Annotated in this window: 19 protein-coding genes; 7 read left to right on the top strand and 12 right to left on the bottom strand. The window is 34.3% G+C overall.

Going from position 1 to position 24,765, the window contains the following annotated elements; genetic code table 11:
* From EZV73_RS22345 to EZV73_RS22325, 5 genes are all read left to right on the top strand, one after another.
* Nucleotides 1-1,050 (top strand): DUF5305 family protein, encoded by a 1,050-nt coding sequence (locus EZV73_RS22345; protein ID WP_240842668.1) that lies wholly within the window; start codon nucleotides 1-3, stop codon nucleotides 1,048-1,050.
* A 96-nt stretch (nucleotides 1,051-1,146) separates the two neighbouring features.
* A complete protein-coding gene (locus EZV73_RS22340) occupies nucleotides 1,147-2,037 on the top strand; it encodes a hypothetical protein (RefSeq protein ID WP_240842667.1) in 891 nt (296 codons plus the stop codon).
* 174 nt (nucleotides 2,038-2,211) lie between these two features.
* On the top strand, nucleotides 2,212-3,018 hold the full coding sequence (locus EZV73_RS22335; protein ID WP_240842666.1) for a hypothetical protein: 807 nt from the start codon (nucleotides 2,212-2,214) through the stop codon (nucleotides 3,016-3,018).
* 14 nt (nucleotides 3,019-3,032) lie between these two features.
* Complete coding sequence (locus EZV73_RS22330) at nucleotides 3,033-3,641, top strand: hypothetical protein (protein WP_240842665.1); 609 nt, start codon at nucleotides 3,033-3,035, stop codon at nucleotides 3,639-3,641.
* A gap of 72 nt (nucleotides 3,642-3,713) precedes the next feature.
* Nucleotides 3,714-4,286 carry a hypothetical protein gene (locus EZV73_RS22325; RefSeq protein WP_240842664.1) on the top strand — a complete coding sequence of 191 codons (573 nt, stop codon included), beginning with the start codon at nucleotides 3,714-3,716 and terminating at the stop codon, nucleotides 4,284-4,286.
* Nucleotides 4,287-4,326: 40 nt separating this feature from the next.
* Here the strand turns inward: EZV73_RS22325 and EZV73_RS22320 are convergent, their stop codons facing one another.
* From EZV73_RS22320 to EZV73_RS22300, 5 genes are all read right to left on the bottom strand, one after another.
* The gene (locus EZV73_RS22320; RefSeq protein WP_240842663.1) at nucleotides 4,327-4,812 is read right to left on the bottom strand and encodes a VanZ family protein; all 486 of its coding nucleotides are present in this window, start codon (nucleotides 4,810-4,812) and stop codon (nucleotides 4,327-4,329) included.
* Nucleotides 4,813-4,999: 187 nt separating this feature from the next.
* Complete coding sequence (locus EZV73_RS22315; RefSeq protein WP_240842662.1) at nucleotides 5,000-6,172, bottom strand: hypothetical protein; 1,173 nt, start codon at nucleotides 6,170-6,172, stop codon at nucleotides 5,000-5,002.
* An 89-nt stretch (nucleotides 6,173-6,261) separates the two neighbouring features.
* The gene (locus EZV73_RS22310) at nucleotides 6,262-6,912 is read right to left on the bottom strand and encodes a TVP38/TMEM64 family protein (RefSeq protein WP_240842661.1); all 651 of its coding nucleotides are present in this window, start codon (nucleotides 6,910-6,912) and stop codon (nucleotides 6,262-6,264) included.
* Nucleotides 6,909-8,030 carry a (Fe-S)-binding protein gene (locus EZV73_RS22305; protein ID WP_240842660.1) on the bottom strand — a complete coding sequence of 374 codons (1,122 nt, stop codon included), beginning with the start codon at nucleotides 8,028-8,030 and terminating at the stop codon, nucleotides 6,909-6,911. The genes EZV73_RS22310 and EZV73_RS22305 overlap by 4 nt, the downstream gene beginning before the upstream one ends.
* Entirely contained in the window at nucleotides 8,020-8,721 is a 702-nt protein-coding gene (locus EZV73_RS22300) for a TVP38/TMEM64 family protein (RefSeq protein WP_330637187.1), read from the bottom strand. Before EZV73_RS22300 ends, EZV73_RS22305 begins: the two co-directional genes overlap by 11 nt.
* A gap of 197 nt (nucleotides 8,722-8,918) precedes the next feature.
* On the opposite strand from EZV73_RS22300, the gene EZV73_RS22295 reads away from it, so the two are divergent.
* Nucleotides 8,919-9,974, top strand: a complete 1,056-nt coding sequence (locus EZV73_RS22295) for a sulfurtransferase (RefSeq protein WP_240842659.1) — start codon at nucleotides 8,919-8,921, stop codon at nucleotides 9,972-9,974.
* 14 nt (nucleotides 9,975-9,988) lie between these two features.
* On the opposite strand, the gene EZV73_RS22290 is transcribed toward EZV73_RS22295, so the two are convergent.
* From EZV73_RS22290 to EZV73_RS22260, 7 genes are all read right to left on the bottom strand, one after another.
* The gene (locus EZV73_RS22290; RefSeq protein WP_240842658.1) at nucleotides 9,989-10,393 is read right to left on the bottom strand and encodes a hypothetical protein; all 405 of its coding nucleotides are present in this window, start codon (nucleotides 10,391-10,393) and stop codon (nucleotides 9,989-9,991) included.
* 133 nt (nucleotides 10,394-10,526) lie between these two features.
* Nucleotides 10,527-11,228: a LytTR family DNA-binding domain-containing protein gene (locus EZV73_RS22285; RefSeq protein WP_240842657.1), complete on the bottom strand. Its 702-nt coding sequence runs from the start codon at nucleotides 11,226-11,228 to the stop codon at nucleotides 10,527-10,529.
* Nucleotides 11,222-11,707 carry a hypothetical protein gene (locus EZV73_RS22280; RefSeq protein WP_240842656.1) on the bottom strand — a complete coding sequence of 162 codons (486 nt, stop codon included), beginning with the start codon at nucleotides 11,705-11,707 and terminating at the stop codon, nucleotides 11,222-11,224. Before EZV73_RS22280 ends, EZV73_RS22285 begins: the two co-directional genes overlap by 7 nt.
* A gap of 1 nt (nucleotide 11,708) precedes the next feature.
* Nucleotides 11,709-12,077, bottom strand: coding sequence for a hypothetical protein (locus tag EZV73_RS22275; RefSeq protein ID WP_240842655.1), 369 nt, complete (start codon nucleotides 12,075-12,077; stop codon nucleotides 11,709-11,711).
* A complete protein-coding gene (locus EZV73_RS22270) occupies nucleotides 12,074-12,898 on the bottom strand; it encodes a sensor histidine kinase (protein WP_240842654.1) in 825 nt (274 codons plus the stop codon). Before EZV73_RS22270 ends, EZV73_RS22275 begins: the two co-directional genes overlap by 4 nt.
* A gap of 194 nt (nucleotides 12,899-13,092) precedes the next feature.
* Nucleotides 13,093-13,461, bottom strand: coding sequence for a hypothetical protein (locus EZV73_RS22265; protein ID WP_240842653.1), 369 nt, complete (start codon nucleotides 13,459-13,461; stop codon nucleotides 13,093-13,095).
* A 180-nt stretch (nucleotides 13,462-13,641) separates the two neighbouring features.
* On the bottom strand, nucleotides 13,642-22,791 hold the full coding sequence (locus EZV73_RS22260; protein ID WP_240842652.1) for an Ig-like domain-containing protein: 9,150 nt from the start codon (nucleotides 22,789-22,791) through the stop codon (nucleotides 13,642-13,644).
* A 288-nt stretch (nucleotides 22,792-23,079) separates the two neighbouring features.
* On the opposite strand from EZV73_RS22260, the gene EZV73_RS22255 reads away from it, so the two are divergent.
* Nucleotides 23,080-24,756: a hypothetical protein gene (locus EZV73_RS22255; protein ID WP_240842651.1), complete on the top strand. Its 1,677-nt coding sequence runs from the start codon at nucleotides 23,080-23,082 to the stop codon at nucleotides 24,754-24,756.
* The last annotated feature ends 9 nt before the right edge of the window (nucleotides 24,757-24,765 follow it).

Raw genomic sequence — 24,765 nt, 5'->3', positions numbered from 1 at the left:
ATGAAAGTATCAAAAATAAAAATCGTCATTGCCATTGTCTTACTAATCGTCATGGCTGCTTCAGGTTGGATGGCTTATAAAAACTACAATGTTACAGTGACAGAAACCATTGATCAGCCTGTTTTTAATTATCAAATTCTGCCTCAAGTTAAGTCTACATTCTATTTACTAGAAAATAGTATGTACGAAGAAAAGACACTTGATGACAGTCGACTGATTATTAATAAGTTTGTAAACAACATGAATTCTAATTTTAAGCTAGATATCATAACTGATGAGCAGACAGAATCTACTTTTGTTCTGGACCACTATATACTTATGGAAGGTATCTTTGGAGAAGAAGATGAAATCCTCTTTCATAAGACTGAGTCCATATCACAAAATGAGTTAAATAATCAAATAGAAGTCAAGGAGTTTTATCAGTTAAACAAGTACAAAATAATGCTGGATGCCATTATGGAAGAGGCGGAAGTGTTTGCAAGAACATCTTTTAAACTTGTTTATCATCTAAAAGGCGAAATCAAAAGAGATGATTACATCATTCCAATTGATCATCAAATGGCCCTAATTGTCCCTATTGATCAATCGGTCTTTAAGGTTGTAACAGAAAACTTTGAACCCCTAGACCAAACCATAACAGAAGAAAAAGTTGTTGAATCTACAAAAACAGGTTTCTTGTTCTATGTATTTTTACTTGTAGCACTAGCGGCCCTAATAGGCATCATTATAAGTCTCAAGCTTACCATTAAGAAGAGAAACACTCATTACGACCAAGAACTTGTAAAGATTGATAAAGCTTATGGTGAAAGACTGGCAAGGCTCTATGAACCAATGACCAACCGTTATGCAAATTTAATAAGAGTCACAGGCGTGGATGATCTAATTAAAATATCTGATGAAATTAGACAGCCGGTCTTTTACTATCAGATAGACACAAAAGAAGAAAAGAAAACTGAGTACTTTGTATTTGATGAAACCAGAATCTATTATTTCATGATGATGGCTGAATCTACTATTACCCTCGATAATTTCATCAAGAAGGCCAACTAATACTACCAAAGTAGTAGGCAAGCTACACCCATGAGTATTATATTTATCTAATACCTGTGATAATCTAAAAGTGATTCCATACTAGGAGGTGAGGTTGTGAAATCATACAAACTGCTTGTTTTCCTCTTCTGTATATCAACCTTATTACTAGGTGTAGCATATGCAGAATGGGAAGAAGAGTTTTCTATACTAACTAAAGTTAAAACCTATGTTTTCGATATAGAAGTAAATGGTCAGGGTATTGATGAAAATAAAAAGCATGAGGCTGAGTTTACCCTTGATGATGATATTGAGTTAGAAATAAAGAACACTGGAACTGTTGGTGCCTATATAAACGAGGTCGCCATTAGCTATGAGAATTCAAATGATGAACTACTCATAGAAAAAATGAAATTTGAAGCCTTAGCAGATGATCTTGATTTAGATATCAGGTTTAAAGGCAAGAAATTGATTAATAAACCAAAAATATATGATTTGTCTTTGGAAAACGGGATTATAGAACCTTACGACTTATCCAACGATATCTATACCATTAGGCTTGATAAAATCAAAGATGCAGGAGATTACATCGAGGACATTGAAGATGAAATTGATTGCATTCAATCTCAAATAGCAAGACTAAAAGATAAGAAACAAGCCATCAAAGATAAGATTGCACAGTTAGAATCTCAGATTGCTGAACTAGAAAGTCAAGTAGCTTCACTCAGTCAACCTGTTATGATTGCTGCTCAACCTAGTGAGAACGAAACCGAACAAGCACCAATAGCTATCATAGATCATACAGCAATCAATGAGATCAAATGGGATCTAGCCGGTCTATACTGTAGAGTTGAAACTTTAAAAGCAGAAAAGTATATCATCAACTGCTTACTTGGACAGGCAAATCAATATCTAGAATGTACAGAAAACTACCTTGAAAAAGTAGTCTTTGCCTATGAAAATGATACAATCACAATTGAAACCACATTTTCCATTTTTAATGATTAGCAGCCATGCTAATCTTTTTTTATGCCCTACTACCAAAGTAGTATCACAAGTACCAAGAAGTATATAAGAAACTATACAATAGGACACACAAGTGTAGACCAAAGAGTGTTATATCACTCCATCCTAATTGATAAACTTAAGTTAGAAAAAATCACATACGAAAGGGGGGAAGAAATGAGGCGAAGCAAATTTATAATAGGGCTTCTGGTGTTAAGTATGATGCTAATGGGCGTAGGTTATGCAGCTTGGAGTCAAAACTTTAATGTTGTAACATATGCTGATTCTGGTGAAATCAACGTCATCATTAAACACGAGCATTTAGGAAATGCTACAGAACTCAGTAGACTTAAAGTATTTACAGATGTACTAGATGATGGTGACCCAACCAAAGGAAATATTACCATTGATGATGATGGCGTAGCTTTTATCGGCGGTAAATCAGTTCCAGACTATATGTATGATTTAAGTCCAGATGTAGCTCCTGAAGACTACACTGGAAGTGTTGAATTTTACGAGGGATGGACTGGAGTTTATAAGTCAAATGCTTATATGAACTTTGCTGTCCTAACACCAAAAGAAACAGCAGAAGGTTATAACCACGATCATCTAGCATTCGTAATTGAAAAAGCTTATCCAGGTGTAATTGTTGAATCAGAGTTCAAAATCACTAATAAAAGTGATTACGATGTAGTTTTAAACTGTGATCCAACTAACACTTTTATTGGTAAGATTAACGGTGTTCCTGATACTTTGTCCCAGTACTTAATTGATAACAATTACATTGCTGTTCAATTATTACCTGGTATTAACGGTAAAGTATATGGCCGTACAGCATTTAATAAGAGTCAAGATTTAGATATTGCAATAATCATCGCTGAAGATTTGCCGGAAGAGGTAAATATTAACGGAACGGTTTATCCAGTTGAAGGAGCAAGATTAGGCTTTGAATTAGATTTAGTATTTACAATCAATGAACAATAATTTGGAGGAATGAAATGAAAAAGAGTAGATTTTTAATAGGTATTTTAGTATTGGCAGTTATGTTAATGGGCGCTGGTTATGCAGCTTGGTCTCAAAGTTTTACAGTACAAGCAACAGTTGACTCTGGTCAAATGTCTTTTGACCTAACAGCTATTCAAGCAGAAAGTCCTGAAGATACAGGAAACTACATTGAAGAATCTTGCGGTATTGAAACGATTGGCAATGTTGAGACAGTTGTTGCTAGTATCGAAAATCTTTATCCGCTGCAATATACAACATTTGGTTGGACAGTTACAAATACAGGTTCTATGGGTATTATGGTAGATCCTGATATGTTCTTACCTTCGAATGTAACACCTCACTTAATCATCGCTAATCCTAACGGACAAGATTTAGATGATGCTTTAACAGTAATGTATTCTCTTGATAATTCTGATTGGAAAACTGAAGGTGAGTTCGTTACACTCTTAACTGGACAAGTCATCGCACCAACAGAAAGTCAAAGCTTCTATGTAAAACTTACTATGAAAGATCAAGACAATGATGATTTTGAAAACTGTAAAGTTAAATATACAACACCATTTATTTATAAGCAGACTGAAAAAGCATCAACTTTAAACTAATAAATCAATAGTTATGAAACCCTAGTGGTTTCATAACTTCATTTAACGGTTTGTTTCAGATAGGAGGTCACCTTGAGAAAGATTACACTGCTCTTAAATATCGTTATGCTTTCTCTGTTAATAATGGGGATTGCTTATGCTGAATGGAGTACTGGTTTTGCATTGGCAGCTACAGTTAATGCTGGTGAATGTGACATTAATGTATATGCTGGTGACGTTTTATTACCTAAATATGTGACTGGTGATATTAAAAACATTTCAAACACTAGGGATTTAGAAGTTAAGATTAACAACATTTATCCGGGTGCAGAAATCATCTATGACTTTGATGTTGAAAACACAGGTACTATGGGTGTGCATCTTGATCAGCTAAACTTCGAAATAGAAAACACTTCTGAACCGGGTATGGAAGATTATTTTGATGTATCTTATGCATTTGGTTTACCTACTTTGCTGGATGAAGATGATTTTGTATATGAAGACGAGTTTGTTCAGGAACTTATATTAAAGAAATTGGATCTTAATAAGATCGAAACAATTTCAGTTAAAGTTATTTTTGACCCTAATGATCTTTTAACAGAAGATCAATTTGAAAAAGAAACCCTATCATTTAAATTGACTATCAACTATAGCCAGTTTGACTGATTAAACAACCAGAGACCTGCTTCTGCAGGTCTCACCTTTTTTAGTTTATTTTCTTGTTAAGCTTGTTCTTTTCTATATTTGTAAATATACCTAGTAGTATCAGAAAGCTTAAGATACCAAAAGCACCTCCTGCTATATCAATCAGCACATCTCCAAGACCAGGACCTCTTCCCGGTACAAATCTTTGGTGAAGCTCATCTCCTATACTGTACATGACAATCAGTATACCTGAATATATTAGACTCCTATAGACATTAATATTCGACTTTATAAAGGCATTTGCTAGTAAAAATCCAAGTACTGCAAAAACTACAAAGTGTGCTAACTTTCTAATATCATGATTAGAAATAATCAAATTAACATCTGGAAGTATTATAGAAAAAAGTGATTGGATTCTATTGGTTACAGACAGACTTAATGAGTTAGATGCCGATGCAACTTGTGAAGACAAGAAGAATATAGCTACCATCCAGCCCACAACATAGATCCATGCTATGATTGTTTTATTGATATGATGTTTTTTCATAGGCACATCCTTTCGATTCTTTTATGTTTTAGACGAAAGTTAAGCTTAGATGTTTCATCTATACCCAAAGTTTATGAAAATACTGATGTTTCTTCAAATCACATCAGTGCATTGTAACTCATCTGACTTCAAACTTAATAATTACTTATGATAAGTCATAAGATTATAATAGGCCTGTAATATAGCTTTATTCAAAAAAGTTAATTAAAGCTTCTTTTGATAAGACTTCTAAATCAAAGTTATTAATGTCTATTCGAATCTCATCAAGAAGTCTTTCTTCTATGACATAATAGTTTTCACTTGATCTTATAACTGTCATCTGTTTTTCTGATAAAAAGAGCTCATTGAGATGACTTAAGATAATATTGTTGATCATATTTAAACGGACTTGATCACTGGCATGATTAAAATAATCAATCAATTCACTGTGCTTTCCATAGGAACTTAGAAACACAGAATTATAATCGCCATTTTGATCTGGAAGAACCATCAGAGTTATTATTTCAAAAGCCTTCTTCTCAGGATTTTTCTCCATAAACAAACCATTTGTATTGACCACTTCCGAGCAAAAGAAAACAAGTGGATTTCGAGTACCTTTTACTTTTAAAACATCTGAAAAGGTCAACTGATCGTGTGACATCCAAGTAGCATTTGTCATATCAAAGCACTTCTCTAGTTCATACAGCGTTTCCTTAAAGTAAATTTGATGTTGCCTTAAGGTATGATAATGGCTGATTAGATAAGCTTGATAGACGATATAATCAGGATCATAGATTTCATTATGATAAAGAAGCGGAAAGTTCGAAAAATGTTCTCCTTCTATTAGGTCTAACTCATTGAGGATACATCTATACTTATAGGCAATACTTCTGTAACTATGGGCAATTAAACGATTTATAATAAACTCTTCACCTTTATATACCTCTATGTCCAGAAACACTTTTGTGTCATGATAATTGCAAAAGCCATTAAATGTTGTCGCAATATTCATGGATAACTTGCTATCTCTGACATAGTATTTGCCTTGATTAAAAGCCTTTGTAAAAACATAAAGATGTTCGTTTTTGGATAGTTGGTCTAGATAGCCATTCTTTTGAATGGCATGTGACATAATGGCCTTTTCTTTACATGTAGAGATCAAACATTCATCTTGTGTTTGACGACTACTAGCCTTCAGCTTATGACTAATAAGCTCCTGTAATCTAAGAGACTCCAAAATGCCTGCTTCTTGATTGAGCTTACAACACGCACTAAAGCTTAAACCCGAACGACAAAAACAGGCATCGTCATCACCAATACCATTTTCCTCTATATACTGTTGTAATCTATAATAGTTCAAATCATCATAATTTATCTTCATAGAGTATCCTCATTTAATCTTATGTTTCTTTAATTTATACCCACTTCAGACAATAAAAAAGAAATAATCTGATTTACATCTGATTATTTCTATCTCTTAAGAGCTAATCTCTTTTTTAAAAATCCCGAGCTTATGAACAACATGACAAGAAGGGAAATGGCCATATAAAAGCCTCTTGAGCCTATTTGAGTAAACTGACTACCTAGGTTTACAAATACAATAACACCTGGAATGATACCAATCAATGTTGCAAGGATAAAGTCCTTGTACTTGATTTTAGACAGACCTGCACCATATGAAATGATGTCGTATGGAAAAAGCGGAATCAGCCTTAAAATGAGGACAGCCATAAAACCTCTATTATCAATATCTTCACCTATATTAGGCAGGTCTTTCTTAAGCACACTGGTTATAAAATTTTTACCGACCAGCCTTGATAGATAAAATGATAGTGTCCCACCGCAAAAGGCCCCAATCATGGTGTATATGGAACCCCAGAAAAGGCCAAAGCACATACCGCCTGAAACAGCTATGATGGAATCTGGAAAAAGTGTTAGAGGCACAAGAGTAAAGATGATGATGTAAACTAGTGGTGCAAGCATACCATATGAGTTTACATAATCCCTTATATCTTCTGGTGTATACTGGCTTAGGTCAACGTATTTATTGGTCATAATGATGATTGCAATCAAGGCAAACATGATTAAGCCATACTTTATGATATCTTTTTTGCTCTTCATGAAATTTGTCCTCTTTTATCAAGTGTCATGACTTTTCTTTTAGCCTGATACCTGTTCATCCACTTTTCAAGTGTGGATTGTTTTCTTCTTTCAAAGGGTTTATCACTGTAGATCATATCTAGTATATGAATGGCCCTCTTATCCTCAATAGTCAGTGATTCAACGCATTCTTGACAATAAGAGACAATAAAGTCTTCTTCAGTCTGCTTGACCCTCATTTTCTTTTGCTTCAAGGAAACCTTTTGGTTCATCACTGCGACCATACCACCAGAGCCACAGCAAAGTGTGTTTTCTCTAGAATGTATCATTTCAACAAGATTAAAACCCATGTCATCCATGAGCTTTCTAACAGCATCGTGAATCTCTGGATTGTATCTTGTTGGACAAGGATCATGAATGGTCACTGTCATATCCTGATACTTATTAAGTAACCCCTCTGGTAGACCAAATTTACATAATACTTCCCATAAAGAAATCACTTTAGCCTGGCCGTCTTTTGACAGGGTTTTATGACAGTTTGGACAAACTGTTATAATCTCTTTTACACCACTCTTATCAAGCTCTTTCTCAGTCTTATAAAAATACTCATTAAAAAGATCTGTATCCCCCATAACATGGGTTGGATTACCACAGCAGTTAAGCATGATGCCTATGCCTGGATCGTGTTGTCTTAAATGGACATATATCTTTAAAACCAGGCTTGGATCATAGGCTGTTAAAGCACAGCCTGGAAAAAACACTTTTTCTTTGATGTCACTTTTTAAGCCTTCTACGCCTGTAGAAAAAGGTTTAGAAAATGAGTTTTTCTGATGAAACTTAACAGGCATAGAACCTGGAATCTTAAACTGTTTGGCACCTGACTCTCTTAAGACATAAAACAAATGGTTTAAGTCGACACTTTCTGGACAGACATGGCTACAGTGGCCACATAGGGTACAAGAAAAGGCTACTTCATGATCTATGGATTTTTCTAAGTAAGTTTCTTCTAGTAGTGCCTTTGGTGTCGAGCAGAACTCATCCAGCATTGGACAGGCTTTCATGCATTTTCTACAACCTGTACACGAGGCCTCTTCATCAGAAACATATTTTAGTAAATCATCATCTAACTTAATTTTCATTTACGATTCCTTTTCTAGATTTATCATTAAAGATCTTTTTAAGTAAAAAGATCAATGTCGATAAAGCAAATAAGATAAGCATACCGAATACAAAGTGCTTCATACCACCCGTTAACATGCCACCTACATAGGAGTAAACCAACGTTGCAGGAAGTTGGCCTATAGCCGTAGCCCAAATAAATGAACCAATACTCATAGATGTCAGACCTGCAGCATATGAAACCACATCAAATGAAATGAATGGTAAAAGTCTTGCGATAAGGACTGTGTACCTACCATAACGATCAAAGAACTCATCAATGCTTTCTAAAGCCAGTTTGCTGGTCAACTTTTCTACCACATTTCTACCGAAGTATCTTGCAATGTAAAAACAAAGTATAGCCCCTACCATAGCAGATGACCATGATAAGATGGCTCCTTTGATCCAGCCAAACAAGCTGGCATTTGCAAAGGTAATCAGAAATGCCGGCAAGGGTGCCGCCAGTGACTGAAAGACCATTAAAAGAAAGGATACAATGGGGGCTAAGATACCAAAAGATAAAACATACGTTTTAATAACTTCAATATCTAAACTCGAAAAAAGTCCTAAGACCTCTTTAAAATCTTGTCTGAGTGGCGTTACCAGAAGCAGTAATATAATTGCCAGTGGTAGGCCAATTTTGATGACGGTTTGCTTTTTAATATCAATCACCTCTTAAACCTCTAAAATACTTGGTTTGACTAGTATTAATGTACGCTCATATACCTTATACGTCAAGGATTTTAGCCAGCTAAAGAAAAACGCAATACTTGACCCTTTAAGTATTTGATTTTTCTATTAGACTAAGCCCCCTAAGCCTACTACAATGAACAGTGTTAAAACAAAAAAATATTAGAGGGAGTATTAAAATGAAAAAATATTTAATTTTATTTCTAAGCTTAGTATTAATGCTTACATTTGTAGCTTGTTCTTCAAATGATGCAGCAAACAATACTCAACCTGTAGAAGAAACTGTACAAGAAGAAACAACAGAGGAAGCGACTGAAGAAGAAACTGTTGCAAGCGAAAAAGAAATGCTTGAAGATACTTTTGGTGTCTATGTAACACCAGAATATGTTAAGCAAATGATAGACGGTCAAATGGAAGGTTCTGATGACTTTGTTATTTTACACGGCTCTTGGGGTCCTGCTGATGTAAGTGAAGAATATCAAACTAACCACATTCCTGGTGCAGTTCATATGAACACTGATGACATTGAAGAACCAGAATACTGGAACATTCGTACACCAGAAGAAATCACTGAAGTAATGGCTAAATACGGTATCACTAAAGATACAACCGTTATTGTTTATGGTGCTGACTCTGGTGCTGCTAGAATTGCCTTTGTTTCATTATGGGCAGGTGTAGAAAACGTAAAAGTTCTTGATGGTGGTGTTAAGGCTTGGATGGCTGCAGGTTATGAAACTGAAGAAGGTATCAACGAACCTGTTGCTACTTCTGAAGCATTTGGCTTAACAATTCCAGCACATCCTGAGTTTGTTATCGCTATGCCAGCTGAAACTCAAGCAGAGCTTGATAGCAACGAAAACTTCAGATTAGTAAGTATTCGTTCTAAGGATGAGTTTGAAGGAAAAATCTCTGGTTACAGTTACATTGAGAGAATGGGTGAACCTGCTGGTGCACTTTGGGGCCATGATGAGTTTGATTATTTAAACGAAGACGGTACGATCAAAGGTATTGAAAACGTTGAAAGCATTCTTTCTGAACAAGGTATCACTAAAGACCATGACATTGCATTCTACTGTGGTACTGGTTGGAGAGCTACAATCCCTTTCTTAATTGCCTATGAAAATGGTTGGGAAAATATTCAGCTATTTGATGGTGGTTGGTTTGCTTGGCAAATGGATGAAAACAATCCAGTACAAAGCATTACACCAGAAGAAGCAGCAAGTAAATACGAATAATAATAAAACTGGCTCTAAAAAGAGTCAGTTTTTTTAATATCTATAATTTGTTTTACATATTGAATCAGTATGGATAAGGCTAGAATCAAACATATAAAATAATAAGACCTAAATGATTCTGTTGAGTTTAATAGTACAAATCCGGTAGCACCACCACTAACAACCAAAGTCTCAATTAATTGATAATATGATTTCCTTTTAATATGCTTATAAACTACAATAACCAATAAAATAATACTAATGGCAACAGATACACTTATAATTGTTTCTACGGGATAAGATTTTTCCCATTTTTGATTTGTAAACATAACATGTCTCATCATGCCCATTCGTTTCATTGAAAAATCCTGTACCAAATAGGCGCCTATCAGCAACAAGACCTGTATTCCAGATAATCCTATATATAATTTCTTTTTCATCATAGCCTCCACAATAATTGATTATACCATGATTGAGCTAAATATCTACAAAAGCCTTTATACATAGAAAAATGTAATTGGACATTTAAAGCTTATTCAATTCTTCTATTCAAGGTTATTAATCTAATCCATCTTACTTGAACATGTCAATAAAGCCTTCATACTTATAGCGACTTAGCGGTACAGTCTTTTCAAAATCAAAGAAAGAAATAAGTCTTGCTCTTTCATAATCTTTATCAACAGTGTTAACCTTGTTGGTATTAACTATAAACGATTGATGTGACTGATAAAATCTATCATCCAAGTCTTTCATAATAGCCCTAATTGAAGAGGAGTATTCATAGACTTTTGATTTAGTGACAACATGAACCTTCCTACCTATTTTCTCAATATAATAGATATTCTTAAGTGGGATTACCTTTATACCTGTGGATTGTTTGATGATTAATGTTTCATTATCCACATTTTCTTTCACATATACCCACTCTTTTAGTTTTCTTTTTAAAAATACTTCATTAATGGGTTTCATCATATAATAAAAGGGTTCTATACCTGTAGCCTGTCTTAAGTAATCACTATGACCTGTGATAACAATGGTATCAATGTTCTTATGACGTGATTCTATAGATTTATACACATCTAAACCAAGTATGTCAGTGCCATCAAGTTCCATATCAAGAAGCACTAAATCCAAATGATTTTTATCTGATACCTCAAGTGCTTCTTGATGATTAAAAGCAGTGTAAACAACCGCGTTATTAAGTGATGACTCAACAATATGCTTAATGTACGATTGTGTATCTATTTCATCTTCAACTATTAAAATATTTACCATGCTAATCTCTCTAATCTAAAGATGACAATCTTAAATTTATAAACAATAAAAACATAAAGATAAAGAACTACTAAATAAGATAGATAAACCCAATCATAATAAGACAGTATACTGAACTGGTTAATACCAGGGATTATATCAATTAATGGTAGTAAAATAAGCTCACACAAACATACAAGTAGAAAGTGAAGTGCCATAATGACAGCCCCTTTGGCAAATGAAAATCTTAAGATCCTTGTATATGTAGCAGCTGCCAGTATCATAATAACAACTGATCTTAATGTGGATTTCATTGAATCTAAAATTACCATATCCCATACAAAAAGGATGATGACCAAACCCAAGATATGGAGTAAGGTTCTTTTGTCTATTTTAAACTTACAACCACTTATTAAGGCTATAAAAATAAAACTACCCAGGTTATCGAGAAATTGCTCTATTAAATAAATGATGGGCGTTGCTTCATAAGCTGTTTGCATTTCATACCAACTTTCTTTTAAAATATTCCTCTACTTCATCCCTTTTATTCTCAGAAATCAGAATCATAAGCTTTTGATAATCTCTGATCATCTCATGACGTTTATTATCTTTAAGCTCATCGTACTGCCTAAGAGATGCATATCTGACTTGTTGGTCTATTAGCACCAACTTGTCTAAAAATTTATTATTGACCCATCCTAAAAATACAATTACTAATAAAGACACAACTGTATAGGAACCTATGATTAAATACCTATAAATTGCATTGTCTTCACTATAAAAGTTTATGCCCACATACTTATCACACAAAGTCCAAAAGGCGATTAGTTGGAATATAAAAAGGATCGTTATATATTTTAGAAACTTCATACAACCTCTTTATCTAAGATAACTGAAAAGCTTGTAAACTCTATATTAGAATCAATATCCAAAACACCATCTAATTTATTAACGACCTGACAAACGATAGGCAAGCCAATGCCTCTATTTGTTCCTTTAGTAGAGTAACCTGGCTTTAAAATATGTTTGGTATCAAATATCATATCACCATTGTTACTAACTTTAACTACAAGACTAGAGCCATTTTTTAGTATCTCAAATGTGATTTCTGGATTATTCTGTTTACTACAATTTAAAGCTTCTATTGCATTGTCTAGAAAATTACCCAAAATAGTATTCAGTGCGTTAAATGAAAGAGCATATGCGGCACACACTTTTTCTACATCCTCTATAAGAGCAATATTTAACTTGATACCATTGATTTTGACCATTCTCTGATAATAATTAATGACTTGGTCAAGACTGTACCATGAAGAATAAATCTCCTCTTCTTGGTCTTCAAGTAGTTTAGAAAGCCTGTCCAAAATATCTTGAAAATCATGTGTCTCATACATGCTATAAATGTTTTTCATCTCTTTTGTGATATGTTCTCTTTCATGAATATAAAGCTGATTGCCGATTTCATATGAAGCATTCATATGATGACCTTTTAAATCTTTATCCAGTCTGTTGAGTAAGATCAGCTGTATAATTGGAAATAAAATAAATCCTATAATAAAAACTATTGCAAATAATAAGGGGACACCTCTTTCAAGATACTTATAAAAAATGCCCCAACCAGAAACAATTATGGCGATGATCACTAATAAAACCAGTTGCCAATCTCGATCAAGATTTCTTATCCATTTCATAAAACGCCCACTATCTCTAGATTCTTCACCCTATACATTATTATATAAAAGCAAATCTACCATTGAAAACAAATAGAATATTTAACCATATATCAGTACAGACAACCAGTCACATTTGAATGTATCATCTATCTAAATGAGTTGGCTATGGTACGGTACATTGATAAATTACACCACCTACAAGAGAGAATTAACTACTCTTTGTGTTTTCTTATAAATACTTCAAGCTCTTCCGTCTTGTTTTCAGTCATCAGGACTTTTAACTTTTGGTAATCTCTTATCATCTCATGTCTACTTTTATCCTTCATCTGATCATATATTTGAGCTGATTTATAACGCTTATGTTGGTCAATTTCTATCAACTTATCCAGTAGCCTGTTATTGATCCAACTTAAAAATACAACGATAAGTATAATAATTGCAATTTCTACCAGTAGCAAAATATAAGTATAAACTTGATACTCAGGACCCAAATAACGAACATTAACCAGTTCATAAGAAAACATCCATGCCAAAAACATCTGGCCGATAAATATCATTGTTAGGTACTTCAAGTACTTCATAACATCCCACCTATAAAATCCAAAACAATCGACTTTCAAATCTCTACAATATCAAAGACTGTATAACCTTAATTATATAAAAGAAATCTTTTGCATACATTTAATTTGAACAGCTAACCACATAAAAGAATAAATAACCCAAAAGAAGGACCTACTGTTTTACCAGTAAGCCCTATAAACTTATAAGCCTAATAACTTATAAATGATTGCAGCACATTCTGCTCTAGTTGCACTGCCAGATGCTTCAAACATGTTTTTACCTCTTCCTGAGATGATGTTTGCATCTTTTAATTTGTAAACTGCCTCTTTTGCATAGCTTGCAATCTTAGAATGATCTGAGAATGCACCTGAATGGTCAAATCCATCAAAGTCATAAGATGCAATCTTTGACTGATAGTTGACTAAGATAAGAGCAAGGTCTTGTCTTGAGATGTTGGTATTAGGCGCAAACTCCATATCGCCTCTACCACTTACAAGTCCATTTTGGTAGCCCCACTCAACAGCTTGGAAATACCAATCTTTTTCATCTACATCTTTAAAGCTAGACTTCACATATGTCTTATCACCCTTGTTCATGTTGTAAAGTACTTGAAGTACCTCTGCTCTTGTAATATCCGCATTCGGTACAAACTGTCCTTCACCCTTACCAGAGATGATACCATTTGATGCAAGTGATGTAACATAGTCTTCAAACCATCCCTTGTTATCTGTAAACTCTACTGGATGATAGCCTATTGCAAACTGAGAAAGCGACTTTGTCTTGAAAACAACTTTACCATCTATGTACTGACTAAAGATTGTTTCAATCTTGTCGCCATGAATATGGTAAACAACAATTGCATTTGCATCTTCATTCTTACCTAATTCATATGGAATTTCCATAGTCATTTTAGTATCAAATGAATCCTTAATTTTGCCGTCTAATTTCATTGTAATGTCGTAAATCTTATCTGACTTAACAAAAGACTTGATACTTGCTGGAATCTCTTCAACAGCTTTTACTTCTACTTGTAAATTCTTCTTATAAGATAATGAATCCAATAGTAATTTACTCAAGTTAATCTCAACATCACCTAAGATATTTAAAGTTTCCATTTCTTTAAGTGCTTTAGCAGCTACTACTAATAAACCTTTGTAGTTTAACTTAAGCTCTGAGTTCTTTTCAACCTTAGTTGAAGCAGAAGGCACCTTAGAAGGGATGTTCACTGTCTTACTGCCACTGTTATCATCGTCTTCATCGTCATCGTCGTCATCGTCGTCATCGTCGTTATCACCAGGATCCACTACACTCCCCTTTTCGATAACAATGCTAATGTCATCTGATAAGTCTCCAACTTTAACCTTTAGATTTTGACCACTTGTTTCTTTTAATGCTTGAACACTTAATAGACCATCACCTTTATTGATTACTTTGATAAAGTCATCATTGTAGACTAAAGTGACATTGTCTTTATTGGTTGCGTCATCTGGATTCACAGTATATGAAATCTCTTTTGTTTCTCCAGTCTTAAGTGCAAGTGTATCTTCTTCAATAGTCAGTGATGTTACTCGAATACTCGGTTCAAGTTCAAAGTTAACATCTGTTCTTACTGGAGGAATTACAATACTCTTAATGTGTGCACGTTCATCTTCTGTTGTAATATATGGTTCATAACCATCTTTAACAGCTTTTACTCTATAAGTACCAGCTGGTACCATCCAACCATACTCACCTTCTTCATTGGTGATTTGTGGATTGATTTGACCATAAAGTGCAGCATTCCATTCGCTCCATGTATCATTTTCAAATACTTCACAAATAACTGTTACACCTTCTAATCTAGACCCTGTTTCAGCATCTTCTACATAACCACTTGGGTCAATTAATACAGTTACTTCTGCGATGATATACTCTAACGTTCTACCATCATTTGTTTCAACAGTCGCTGTAATGGTCTTTAGACCAGAACCTGACCAGTCTTTTAATGTTGCTACATAGAAGTCTCCCATTTTTTTAGCTTGATAATCATTGTCTGAGAAATGATACGTTACAAACGATATAATGTCTTTATCAAATTCAGATTCAATGATAATGTCTCTACCGTTTAAGTCATAGTCAACCCATGCAGTAAAGGCTCTCACACCAATCAACGGATTGGTTGGTAAAACTGATGTGCCTGCAGATGAACTCATTACTGAAACCAATTCAAGAGGATCAGCAGATACTTCTATCGTCAATGGTTCAGATATTTCACTGACGCCATCAACAGTTACAACCGCAACTATATTATAAGTACCAATTTCATCAAACGAAAGCGATGCGTTAAACCATCTACCATTTGGTTTTGTTGTTGAGTAAATCTTACCTGTTTCAATGTCTTTTATGACGATTTCACTATTTGCAGTTGCTTCGCCATAAACTTTAATCACATCATTTGTTTTAACCGACTCTGGTCCATTCAGCTTGGCAACCTGTTTTTCAACGCTGGTTGCACCAAAATCATATGTTTGACCATCTACTTCTACACTTACTACAATTGATGCATAGTTTTCAGGCAGTTTGCCTATCTTTAATGGTAATGAAATCATACCATCTTTACCTGGATCAACGGTCACACTTGTATTTAGTGCTTCACTTGTTGTAATGCCTGTTGGTAACTCAACTTTAAATGTTGCGTCCTTAGCTACATTACCTTGATTCTTGTACTTAACAACTAAGTTGATATCATTGCCTTCTTGTACAAGTTTTCTATCTACTAAAACTTCATTACCTTGACCTACAAAGCTATCTGCTCCATTTGTTTGATATTCAAACAGTAAGTCTTTTGATATTCTACCAGCACCTTGACTAATAGCATCTGTAATATCCTCTTCTGAAACTGTGAACTCAACTGGATCAGCAATAAACGGCTTGTATCTATATTGCTTATCATGTAATGAACCTAATACTAGCTTATAATCACCAGCTTCTTTAATGGCACCTGTGAAAATGAAACCACCTTCACCTGCTGTAGTACTTGAGTGGAAATTATCATCCTTGTAAAGCGTCACATAGGCCTTATATGGTTCTTGACCATTTGATGACACTCTACCAATTAAATCAATGCCCTTTGATACCGTGATATCTGTCAGCGTTACATCATCATCTACAATAGCAACATTCTTCTCAGTTAAGATATATTCTGACTTATTGATATCTAATTCATAATCACCAGCTAGAACACCATAAATAGTGAAATCACCATCTTCATTGGTGTAACCATAGTAATATTCTGAGTTGCCGTATAAGTTAAGACTTGTATAAGCAAGTGGTGAACCATCTGCTAATAAGACTTTACCTGATACAGAGTAAGTTAATGGCACCTCTACATCTACTGAAACTTCTGCCTTATCTACTGAAATAGTCGCATGGTTCGTATAATTACCCGCATTTACTGAAATGCTGTATGAACTACCACCTGTCGTATATCTAACATTATTAAATGTTACCACACCATTTTCTATCGTGTTACTTGAATAATACAATCTCGACTCATAATCGTATAAGGATACATCTACACGGCCATCATAAGCTGTATCATCAGAGTTTGATAAGTTAACGCTTACAGTTGAAGCATCTTTATAAATACTTTCAAATGATAACTGACCTAAATCAACTTGTGTATCACCTTTTGCAACCGTAAATGCTTCATCAACAGATGCATAACCCATTGGTCCACTGATACGTACTCTATAGTCACCAAGACCTAGATTGTAGAATTTAAAGCCGTTTTGTGCATCTAAATACTTAACAGCTACAACAGAGTTGTTAGAATCTAATAGCTCCACATAATAAACACGTGATTCCATATTTGTTAGATCTAAAGAACCTGAGGCTTGAACATTTACATGGACATCCATCTCAGCTGTATAAGCTCTATGTTCACTTGTTGCAATTACTTTAGCAGTTCCTGCTCCAAGACCTGTTACAAGACCTGTTTCAGAAACCGTCATCACTGTTTCGTCACTACTTGTATAAGTCACATTTTTATTTGTAGCATTGTCAGGAGCTATTATAGGCTTTAATTGATAGGTCTTACCTGGGCTTAATGTTACCGATTCTTGATCAAAAGCAACACCAGTTACATTAACAATAGAACCCTCAATTTTTACGTTGTAAGTATATGATGCCTTTTCAACATCACCTAAATATAATTTAACTTTTAAAGGATATTCACCATCTACTAAGTCCGCAGATCTAATAATGGTATCCACTAGACCTTCTTTTAACTTTGATCCTGGTTGTAATGCTTCAAATTCAAACTTATCATTGAATGTAGCATGTACTTTATATTGTGTCTCATCTTCAATTTCACTACCTGTACCTGTTACAGTCATTTTAAGTGGTAGATTGGTTTCTTCCTCAAATGCCTCTTCATAAACTGGGAACTTAGCACCATCTACAATATAACCACCATTAACTTTTTCAATGACAGTATCATCATTGTAAGTAAGTGAAATGGTCATATCAATTGGCGTGATTACTGTTACATCACATGTTGCAGTAAAATCTCCATCAACAGTCTTAACTGTAATTACAGCATGGCCTGATGATATAGCTGTTACCTTACCATCTTTTACTGTAGCAACCGCTTCATCTGATGAAGACCAAACCACAGACTTATCAGCAGCATCACTTGGACTTACAGTCTCAGTAAGCGTTTCAGTATTACCAACAAATAGAGTCAATTCTGATTGATCTAAAGTAACACCAGTTACAGGTTCAGGTAAGCCTATTACTGTAACAGTACATGTATCTGTAAAGTCTCCATCACTTGTTTTAGCTGTAATTATTGCTGTACCTTCAGAAATACCAGTCACAAGGCCGGTAGAAGATACTGTAGCGACTTCCTCATCTGAAGTTGTCCATGTTACATGTTTATTTGTAGCATCAATAGGAAGTACTGAAACCCCTAATGTAGCAGTTTGAGTTGCTTCTAAGCTTACAGTTGCTGGTGTTACTTGAACACCTGTTACAGAAACAACTTGACCATCTTTTGCTATGATTCTTACATCATTTCTAAAATTAACAGACTCACCATTTTTATTTAAAACTTCAACATCGTATAATCTATTTAAATCCATACCAGCAAAGTTTGCCTTAATAAACTCACCAGATTCAGAAACAACCATAGATTTTGTTGCTTCTACCTCATACGGTTTGTAAAAGTTAAGTGTTAATGGATAATCTGCACTAGGTCCATAAACACCTGTTATAACATAATAAGAAGAGCCTGTGTTTAAATATCCATAATTTTTTTCAGCAGAAACTTCTACTCTTGAATAATAGCTATTCTCCTCATAAAGTGACATGTTAGGATCAGAAGTACTCTTAATTTCTTGACCATCATATGTTAGCTTAGCCACAAGATAATATACATCTGTAGGTAATCCAGTAACGATATAAGTGTATCTCTGTTCATTATTCGTGTTTCTATCTAACTCACCTGTCCAACCAGTGACTGCGTTTCCAAACACATCTTTGATATCTGCAGATACCTTGGTCATGTCAAACGAAGAACCACAGTTAAATGAAATCTCAAGTCTACCGTTATCAAATGAATCTGAAGTCCATCCAACATAGACTTGATTTGTGTCAAACACTTCTAGCTTTCTCGTAATTACTTCGTTAACATCACCGGTTAAATGATATTCTAAAGTATAAGAACCTAGATCTAAAGGATTATCTAATGTTATGCTTTTCCTAAAGCCCTTGTAAGGTTGTCCATCTATTCTTAAATCATATTGTTCAGTTGGAATAGGACCAAGAATGACTTCTTCTCCCTTGAGAAGCTTAATGCTTACATCTGTATTACCATCACTGACTAATATATGACCATCAATATCAAACTCAATTGTGTCAGAATAAATCAATACATTTTCAAAACTAGGATTATTGGTATAGTTATCATCCATTAAATGGTTCAGATAAACGCCTTCTCTATAACTTCTTCCATCTGCTTGAATTTCAATTTCATAACGCATATTTGACTCAAATTGATAATCATCCATTAAGGTAAGTTCAAGTACATTTTCACCTTTTTTAATATTACCTGTGGCAGTTGCAATCGCTTCTGCGTTAAAGTCATCAAGCACAGAAACAGTCACATCACCAATTGATTTATCTGTTACAAGGAACAACTCTAAATTATACGGATTTAATTCCACATAATAAATATCTCTGTCATATCGATAAATATTAAACTTATTATCAGAGTCCAGTGATGCAAATGCTTGATTGGTCTTAGATTCAACACTTGCAATCAAATTAATTGGCCAGTTTAAGGCATCTCTAACAAGTTTATATACAAACGAAGTCCCATCTAACTGTCTAAATGATTCTGTTGATGCTACCTTTTGCTTGTCTAAATCATGTAAAACTGGTTGAAGATCACTTGGATCTATATCAGTACCTCTGATATATAAATACATATCCTCATCGCCATAAGCCGCATCAGGGAAATCACTTACATGTTGATTGATATTCTTAATGATAGGATTATCAGTTACCACAATGCTTGATTCAATGGTCGTTTCCTGACCATTAACTTCAAAGACCAAATCATAAGTGCCAACTTCTAAAGCCGTGTTATCAAACACTTCCATGTATAAATGAGTTGTCGGTACTTGTGGCCTTGCCTCATATGAATAATCATCAAGATACCTTTCATCTGCATTATGGCTTATATGGGTATGCTCTTCAGCTATAAAATCTTCTACAGCCATACTTACAATTTCATTATCTTGATTCATAAGTCTTGCATTTGAAAAATCTAAATAATCGTATTCACCAAGTAATACAACACCAATATCATGACTCTTGTCTTGGTTGCTTAGATACTTGTAACTAGGATCAAGCCAAGCATTCATTTCAACAAAGCTAACATCTTTATCAGCTGTAGCAACGATTTCATCTTTTACAGTGTCTTCAACAGAAACCTGAATCCAAACAGTGTCACCTAAACCCGGAAAATCTGTTTCTAGATTTAAATTAGTATAATACTTATTTCTGTAGCTACCCTCCATGGTATAAGTTTTTGACACGTCACCTATTGTCAAGGTAATTTTATGTTCATTCATGCTGGTGTTATTAACTTCTGCAAAGAAAACCTTTTGTCCATCAACATTATAGAACTCAGATGGCACTAGCATTTCTGTAATTGTTGCTTCTGACTGGGATCTCAGATTTTCAAATAACCATCTATCCGTTAATAACTGCTGAGGTAAATAAGTTTCATTTAAGTAATCCGCCAAATCATTTTGAGTGAAATAAGTATCCATCTGATAATGATCATCTAACATTTCACCAGGACTAAGGTTAACAAGCTTTGTTAAGTCTGGAAGTGATGTTAAATTATTTTGTGATACATTTAAGCCAACAAGAGTAACAAGATTCTCTATACCATCTAAAGAAGTTAATTGACATTCTCTTAATGACAATGCAATAAGCTTATCTAATGTAGCTAAGTCGCTTATATCTGTTAATGCTGCACCAGAAACTGAAACTTCTCTAAGACTCTTAGCTGCACCAATGCCATCTAAAGTTGTTAATAAAGTAGCATTATAAATGCTGAAATCCTCAAGTTTGCTATAGTTCTCTAAACCTACTAAAGAATCTACATTATCAGATTCTGATAGATTCATTCTAGTCACGTTAAACAAATCACTTGAAGTTAAGTCGTCACTCGGCGAATAACGTTCTTTTGTATAGTTATAAAGCGATTCATTGCCTGAAAAATCTTCTAATGTTAGTACTTGATCAACAACAGTTGTAAATGTCACATCCTCTGATGTTAAAACTATGTCGTTATTAGTGTAATAATATACAACTTTTGCATAATAAGTTGTTTCCTCAGTCAAGTTGTCAACTGTTCCAGTAAAAGTACCATCTTGACTTACACTTAAGTAACTTGTATCAAAATCAGAAAAATCATCTGATTCACTTACATAAACCCTATAGCTACCATCGCTATTATGTGTGTAACCATCTACATTACCTTGAATATTCATAACACTTCCAGCAGCATCTGCTTGAGTAATATTAATGGCAGTTGGTAAAGCTGCTCTATCAATGCTATTCACATCAAAATAAACAATACTTTCTTCACCTTGTTTGCTTTCTACAACACCATATCTATAGTACATAGTATCACTTGTCATATCCATTGACATGTAAAAATGTGGTGCGCCTGGCTCAATAACATCTCTTACACCAACTGGATATGTGTTAGATTTAGCTGATTCCATAGCCTGATTATCAGCATATTGTAATACAAGACCACTGTGTACATCAACCATATAATCATTTAAGATGAACTCAAAGCTAGAACGGAAATGACCTAACTTTTGAGCATGCTCAGTAACCTCTGGATTCATCGAATATGATGAATCTGTTGTGAAGCTACCATCAGAGATAACGATCTTATTGACATGACCTACACCATCTACATTTTTTCTTAATCCAATAGCATAATAGTATGTAGTTTCTGGATCTAAATCATAAAAGTTTTCAGCCTTATATACATCACCATTATCATCATAGTAGCGATCATATATTTCAAGATGCTCTACTGACTCCAAATTGTTTAAATAACCAACACTGTTGTCATGCTGCATAAAATTATAACCTTGTTCATCAGTATAAAGAATAAAAGGATTCTCCTGAGAATCATTGTTATCTAACTCAACTTTAACAGCTCCACCATATGAATATGCGATAATTTCAGTACCAAGTACCTCTGTATCAAAACTAACTGTAGGTGTACCCGTTGACGGTGGACTTGGTTCACCATTTTCCTGATTGACTTCAACAGGTAAAACTTCATCATCTGTCTCCGTATCCTCTTCTGTACCTAGCTCAGCACCTTCTTCTGTACCTGGTTCAGCACCTTCTTCTGTACCTGGTTCAGCACCTTCTTCTGTACCTGGTTCAGCACCTTCTTCTGTACCTGGTTCAGCACCTTCTTCTGTACCTGGTTCAGCACCTTCTTCTGTACCGGTCTCAGCACCTTCTTCTGTACCGGTCTCAGCATCTTCTTCTGTACCTGGTTTAGCATCTTCTTCTGTACCTGGTTCAGCATCTTCTTCTGTACCGGTCTCAGTACCTTCTGCTGTACCTGGTTCAGTACCTTCTTCTGTACCTGGTTCAGCACTATCTTCTGTACCGGTCTCAGTACCTTCTTCTGCACCTGGTTCGGTATCATCTGATTCTTGAATTTCATAACTTGTAATCTCTTCAGCATATGCCATTGGCATCACAGCACTAAAGAGCATAACAAAGATTAAAACAAGACTCAGAAGTCTTCTACTCATCTTCAAGTTTACATCCTCCCTTTAACAATCAACTCTTAGTCAACAGACTATTTTTTGGATATAAAAACAACAAATTATATCCTACCATTTTTATTATACTTAACTGATATAATCCTATAAATATATGTTTTCGTGCGTTATTGTGCGTTTTTGTACAGGCATCATAGTTGCTGTAACACTGCACATTTACTGGACTTCGTGTCTATTTATGTACCAAATACGTCTATTTCTGTCACTCCTAAAATATAAGTAATAATGAATATTATAATGATGGTGTAGGAGGAGACTATGACCACAATATTTAATCAACTACTTGATGAGATTATGACCTTGTATCACATAGACAATGATTTAATATCGAAAGAAATAGATCGATCAAGCAGCCGTATTCGTCACTGGCGAAATGACAGTAAGCCAGGTAAAAAAATAATCAATCTATTCTTAAATTCTATATGCCGTCATATTCAAGATTACGACTGTGAATTTACAAATAAGAAGTGTCTTTTAGAGATTGATAAGCTAATTGCTACTGATGTAACTCTTAATGAGAAACTTCAAGAGATATCCTTCATCGAAAGTCACTCTAGGTACATACGTTTAGTACTTGAAGAAGCTTATAATACCTCTACAGGAAGAAAAAAAACTAAGAAAACTGTATCACATAACTTGAAGATTGAAAGCGAGATTCGACTTGCTTTAACAGAAGCTAAAAATGGCTATTATGAGGAAGCTATTGAAACTTTAGAAAAGTTGCTTAAGATATGTGGTGATAATAAGACTAACCTTGATAAAGTCTATCGAGAATTAAGCATCATCTATAGAGATTCTGGTAATTTAGAAGGTGACATTAAAAAGCTTAATACCAGTTTGTCTTACATTGTAAGAACCATAAACATTGATGCATCTTTACACGATCAAGCCATATCTTATAAGCTTTTAGGCACCATTTATCAGTCTAAGGCAAGAATGCAAGATTCAATCAAAAATATGGAGATGGCCTTAGATGCCTACTCCAATGCCAAGCAAATGATTGATTCTGAGAAAAACAAACTTGAATATTTGAAAATCATCAACAATCTAGGCGTATTGTACTTAGAACTTGCTCAATTTAAAAAGACCAAACTCAATCTAGAGAAAAGCATTGAACTCTTTACAATCATCGTTCAAGAAGAAATTTCTCAATCGGATGAGTTTCTGTATAATAGGTCTTTATCTAATGCAATCGCAGCACACTATCGAATGATTACGATTTCAGAATCTTCTTACCATTTTAATAAGGCAGTAGAATACGGCAACATATATTTTCATAATCATACCATTAATGAAAACCCATATGATTATTGCAGGTTCAATGACAACTTAGCCCTTGTTTACCTTGCATATGGCACAGTGATAGAAAATAACCAATATTTAAATCAAGCACTTATTTATACAAATAAAAGCTTGGAATTTTATCAAGAAAATAACTATCACCTAAGTATGGCTTCTATATGGTTAAGTCAAGTCAGCATCTATGAAAACCTCTATAAAATCACAAAATCACTAAACTATTACCATTTAGGGATGTCAGCAGCCGACAAAGCATTGAAGATTTTTGATGATTGTGGTGATCAGCTTAGCCTAAATAAAGTTGACTTTCATCGTTTAAAACTAGAAGCTCTTAATCACGTTCAAAAAAAGAACATCAACGAAACCAAGAAATGCATAGAATCTTATAGAGAACTACAAAGATACTTTACAAAATCATCATCCATCGCCTTGTTTTACGAAATCGAGTATGAAATTGCACTTTCATATTTTAATCTATATGAACTAACAGACGTTGACAGTTATTATGAAAAGTCTTATCAAACACTTAAAGAGTTAAAAGACTTCTACTCTTTACTCAGTAATCCATATATGCATAATCGGATTAACAACCTGTTGACTTACAAGAGATTTATCAAGCAAAAGAAAGTTAATTAAAAGAGCTCC

The organism is Acidaminobacter sp. JC074, from assembly GCF_022496765.1.
Classification (GTDB): Bacteria; Bacillota; Clostridia; order Peptostreptococcales; family Acidaminobacteraceae; genus JABXKX01.
This window is presented reverse-complemented; position numbering and strand designations above follow the sequence as displayed.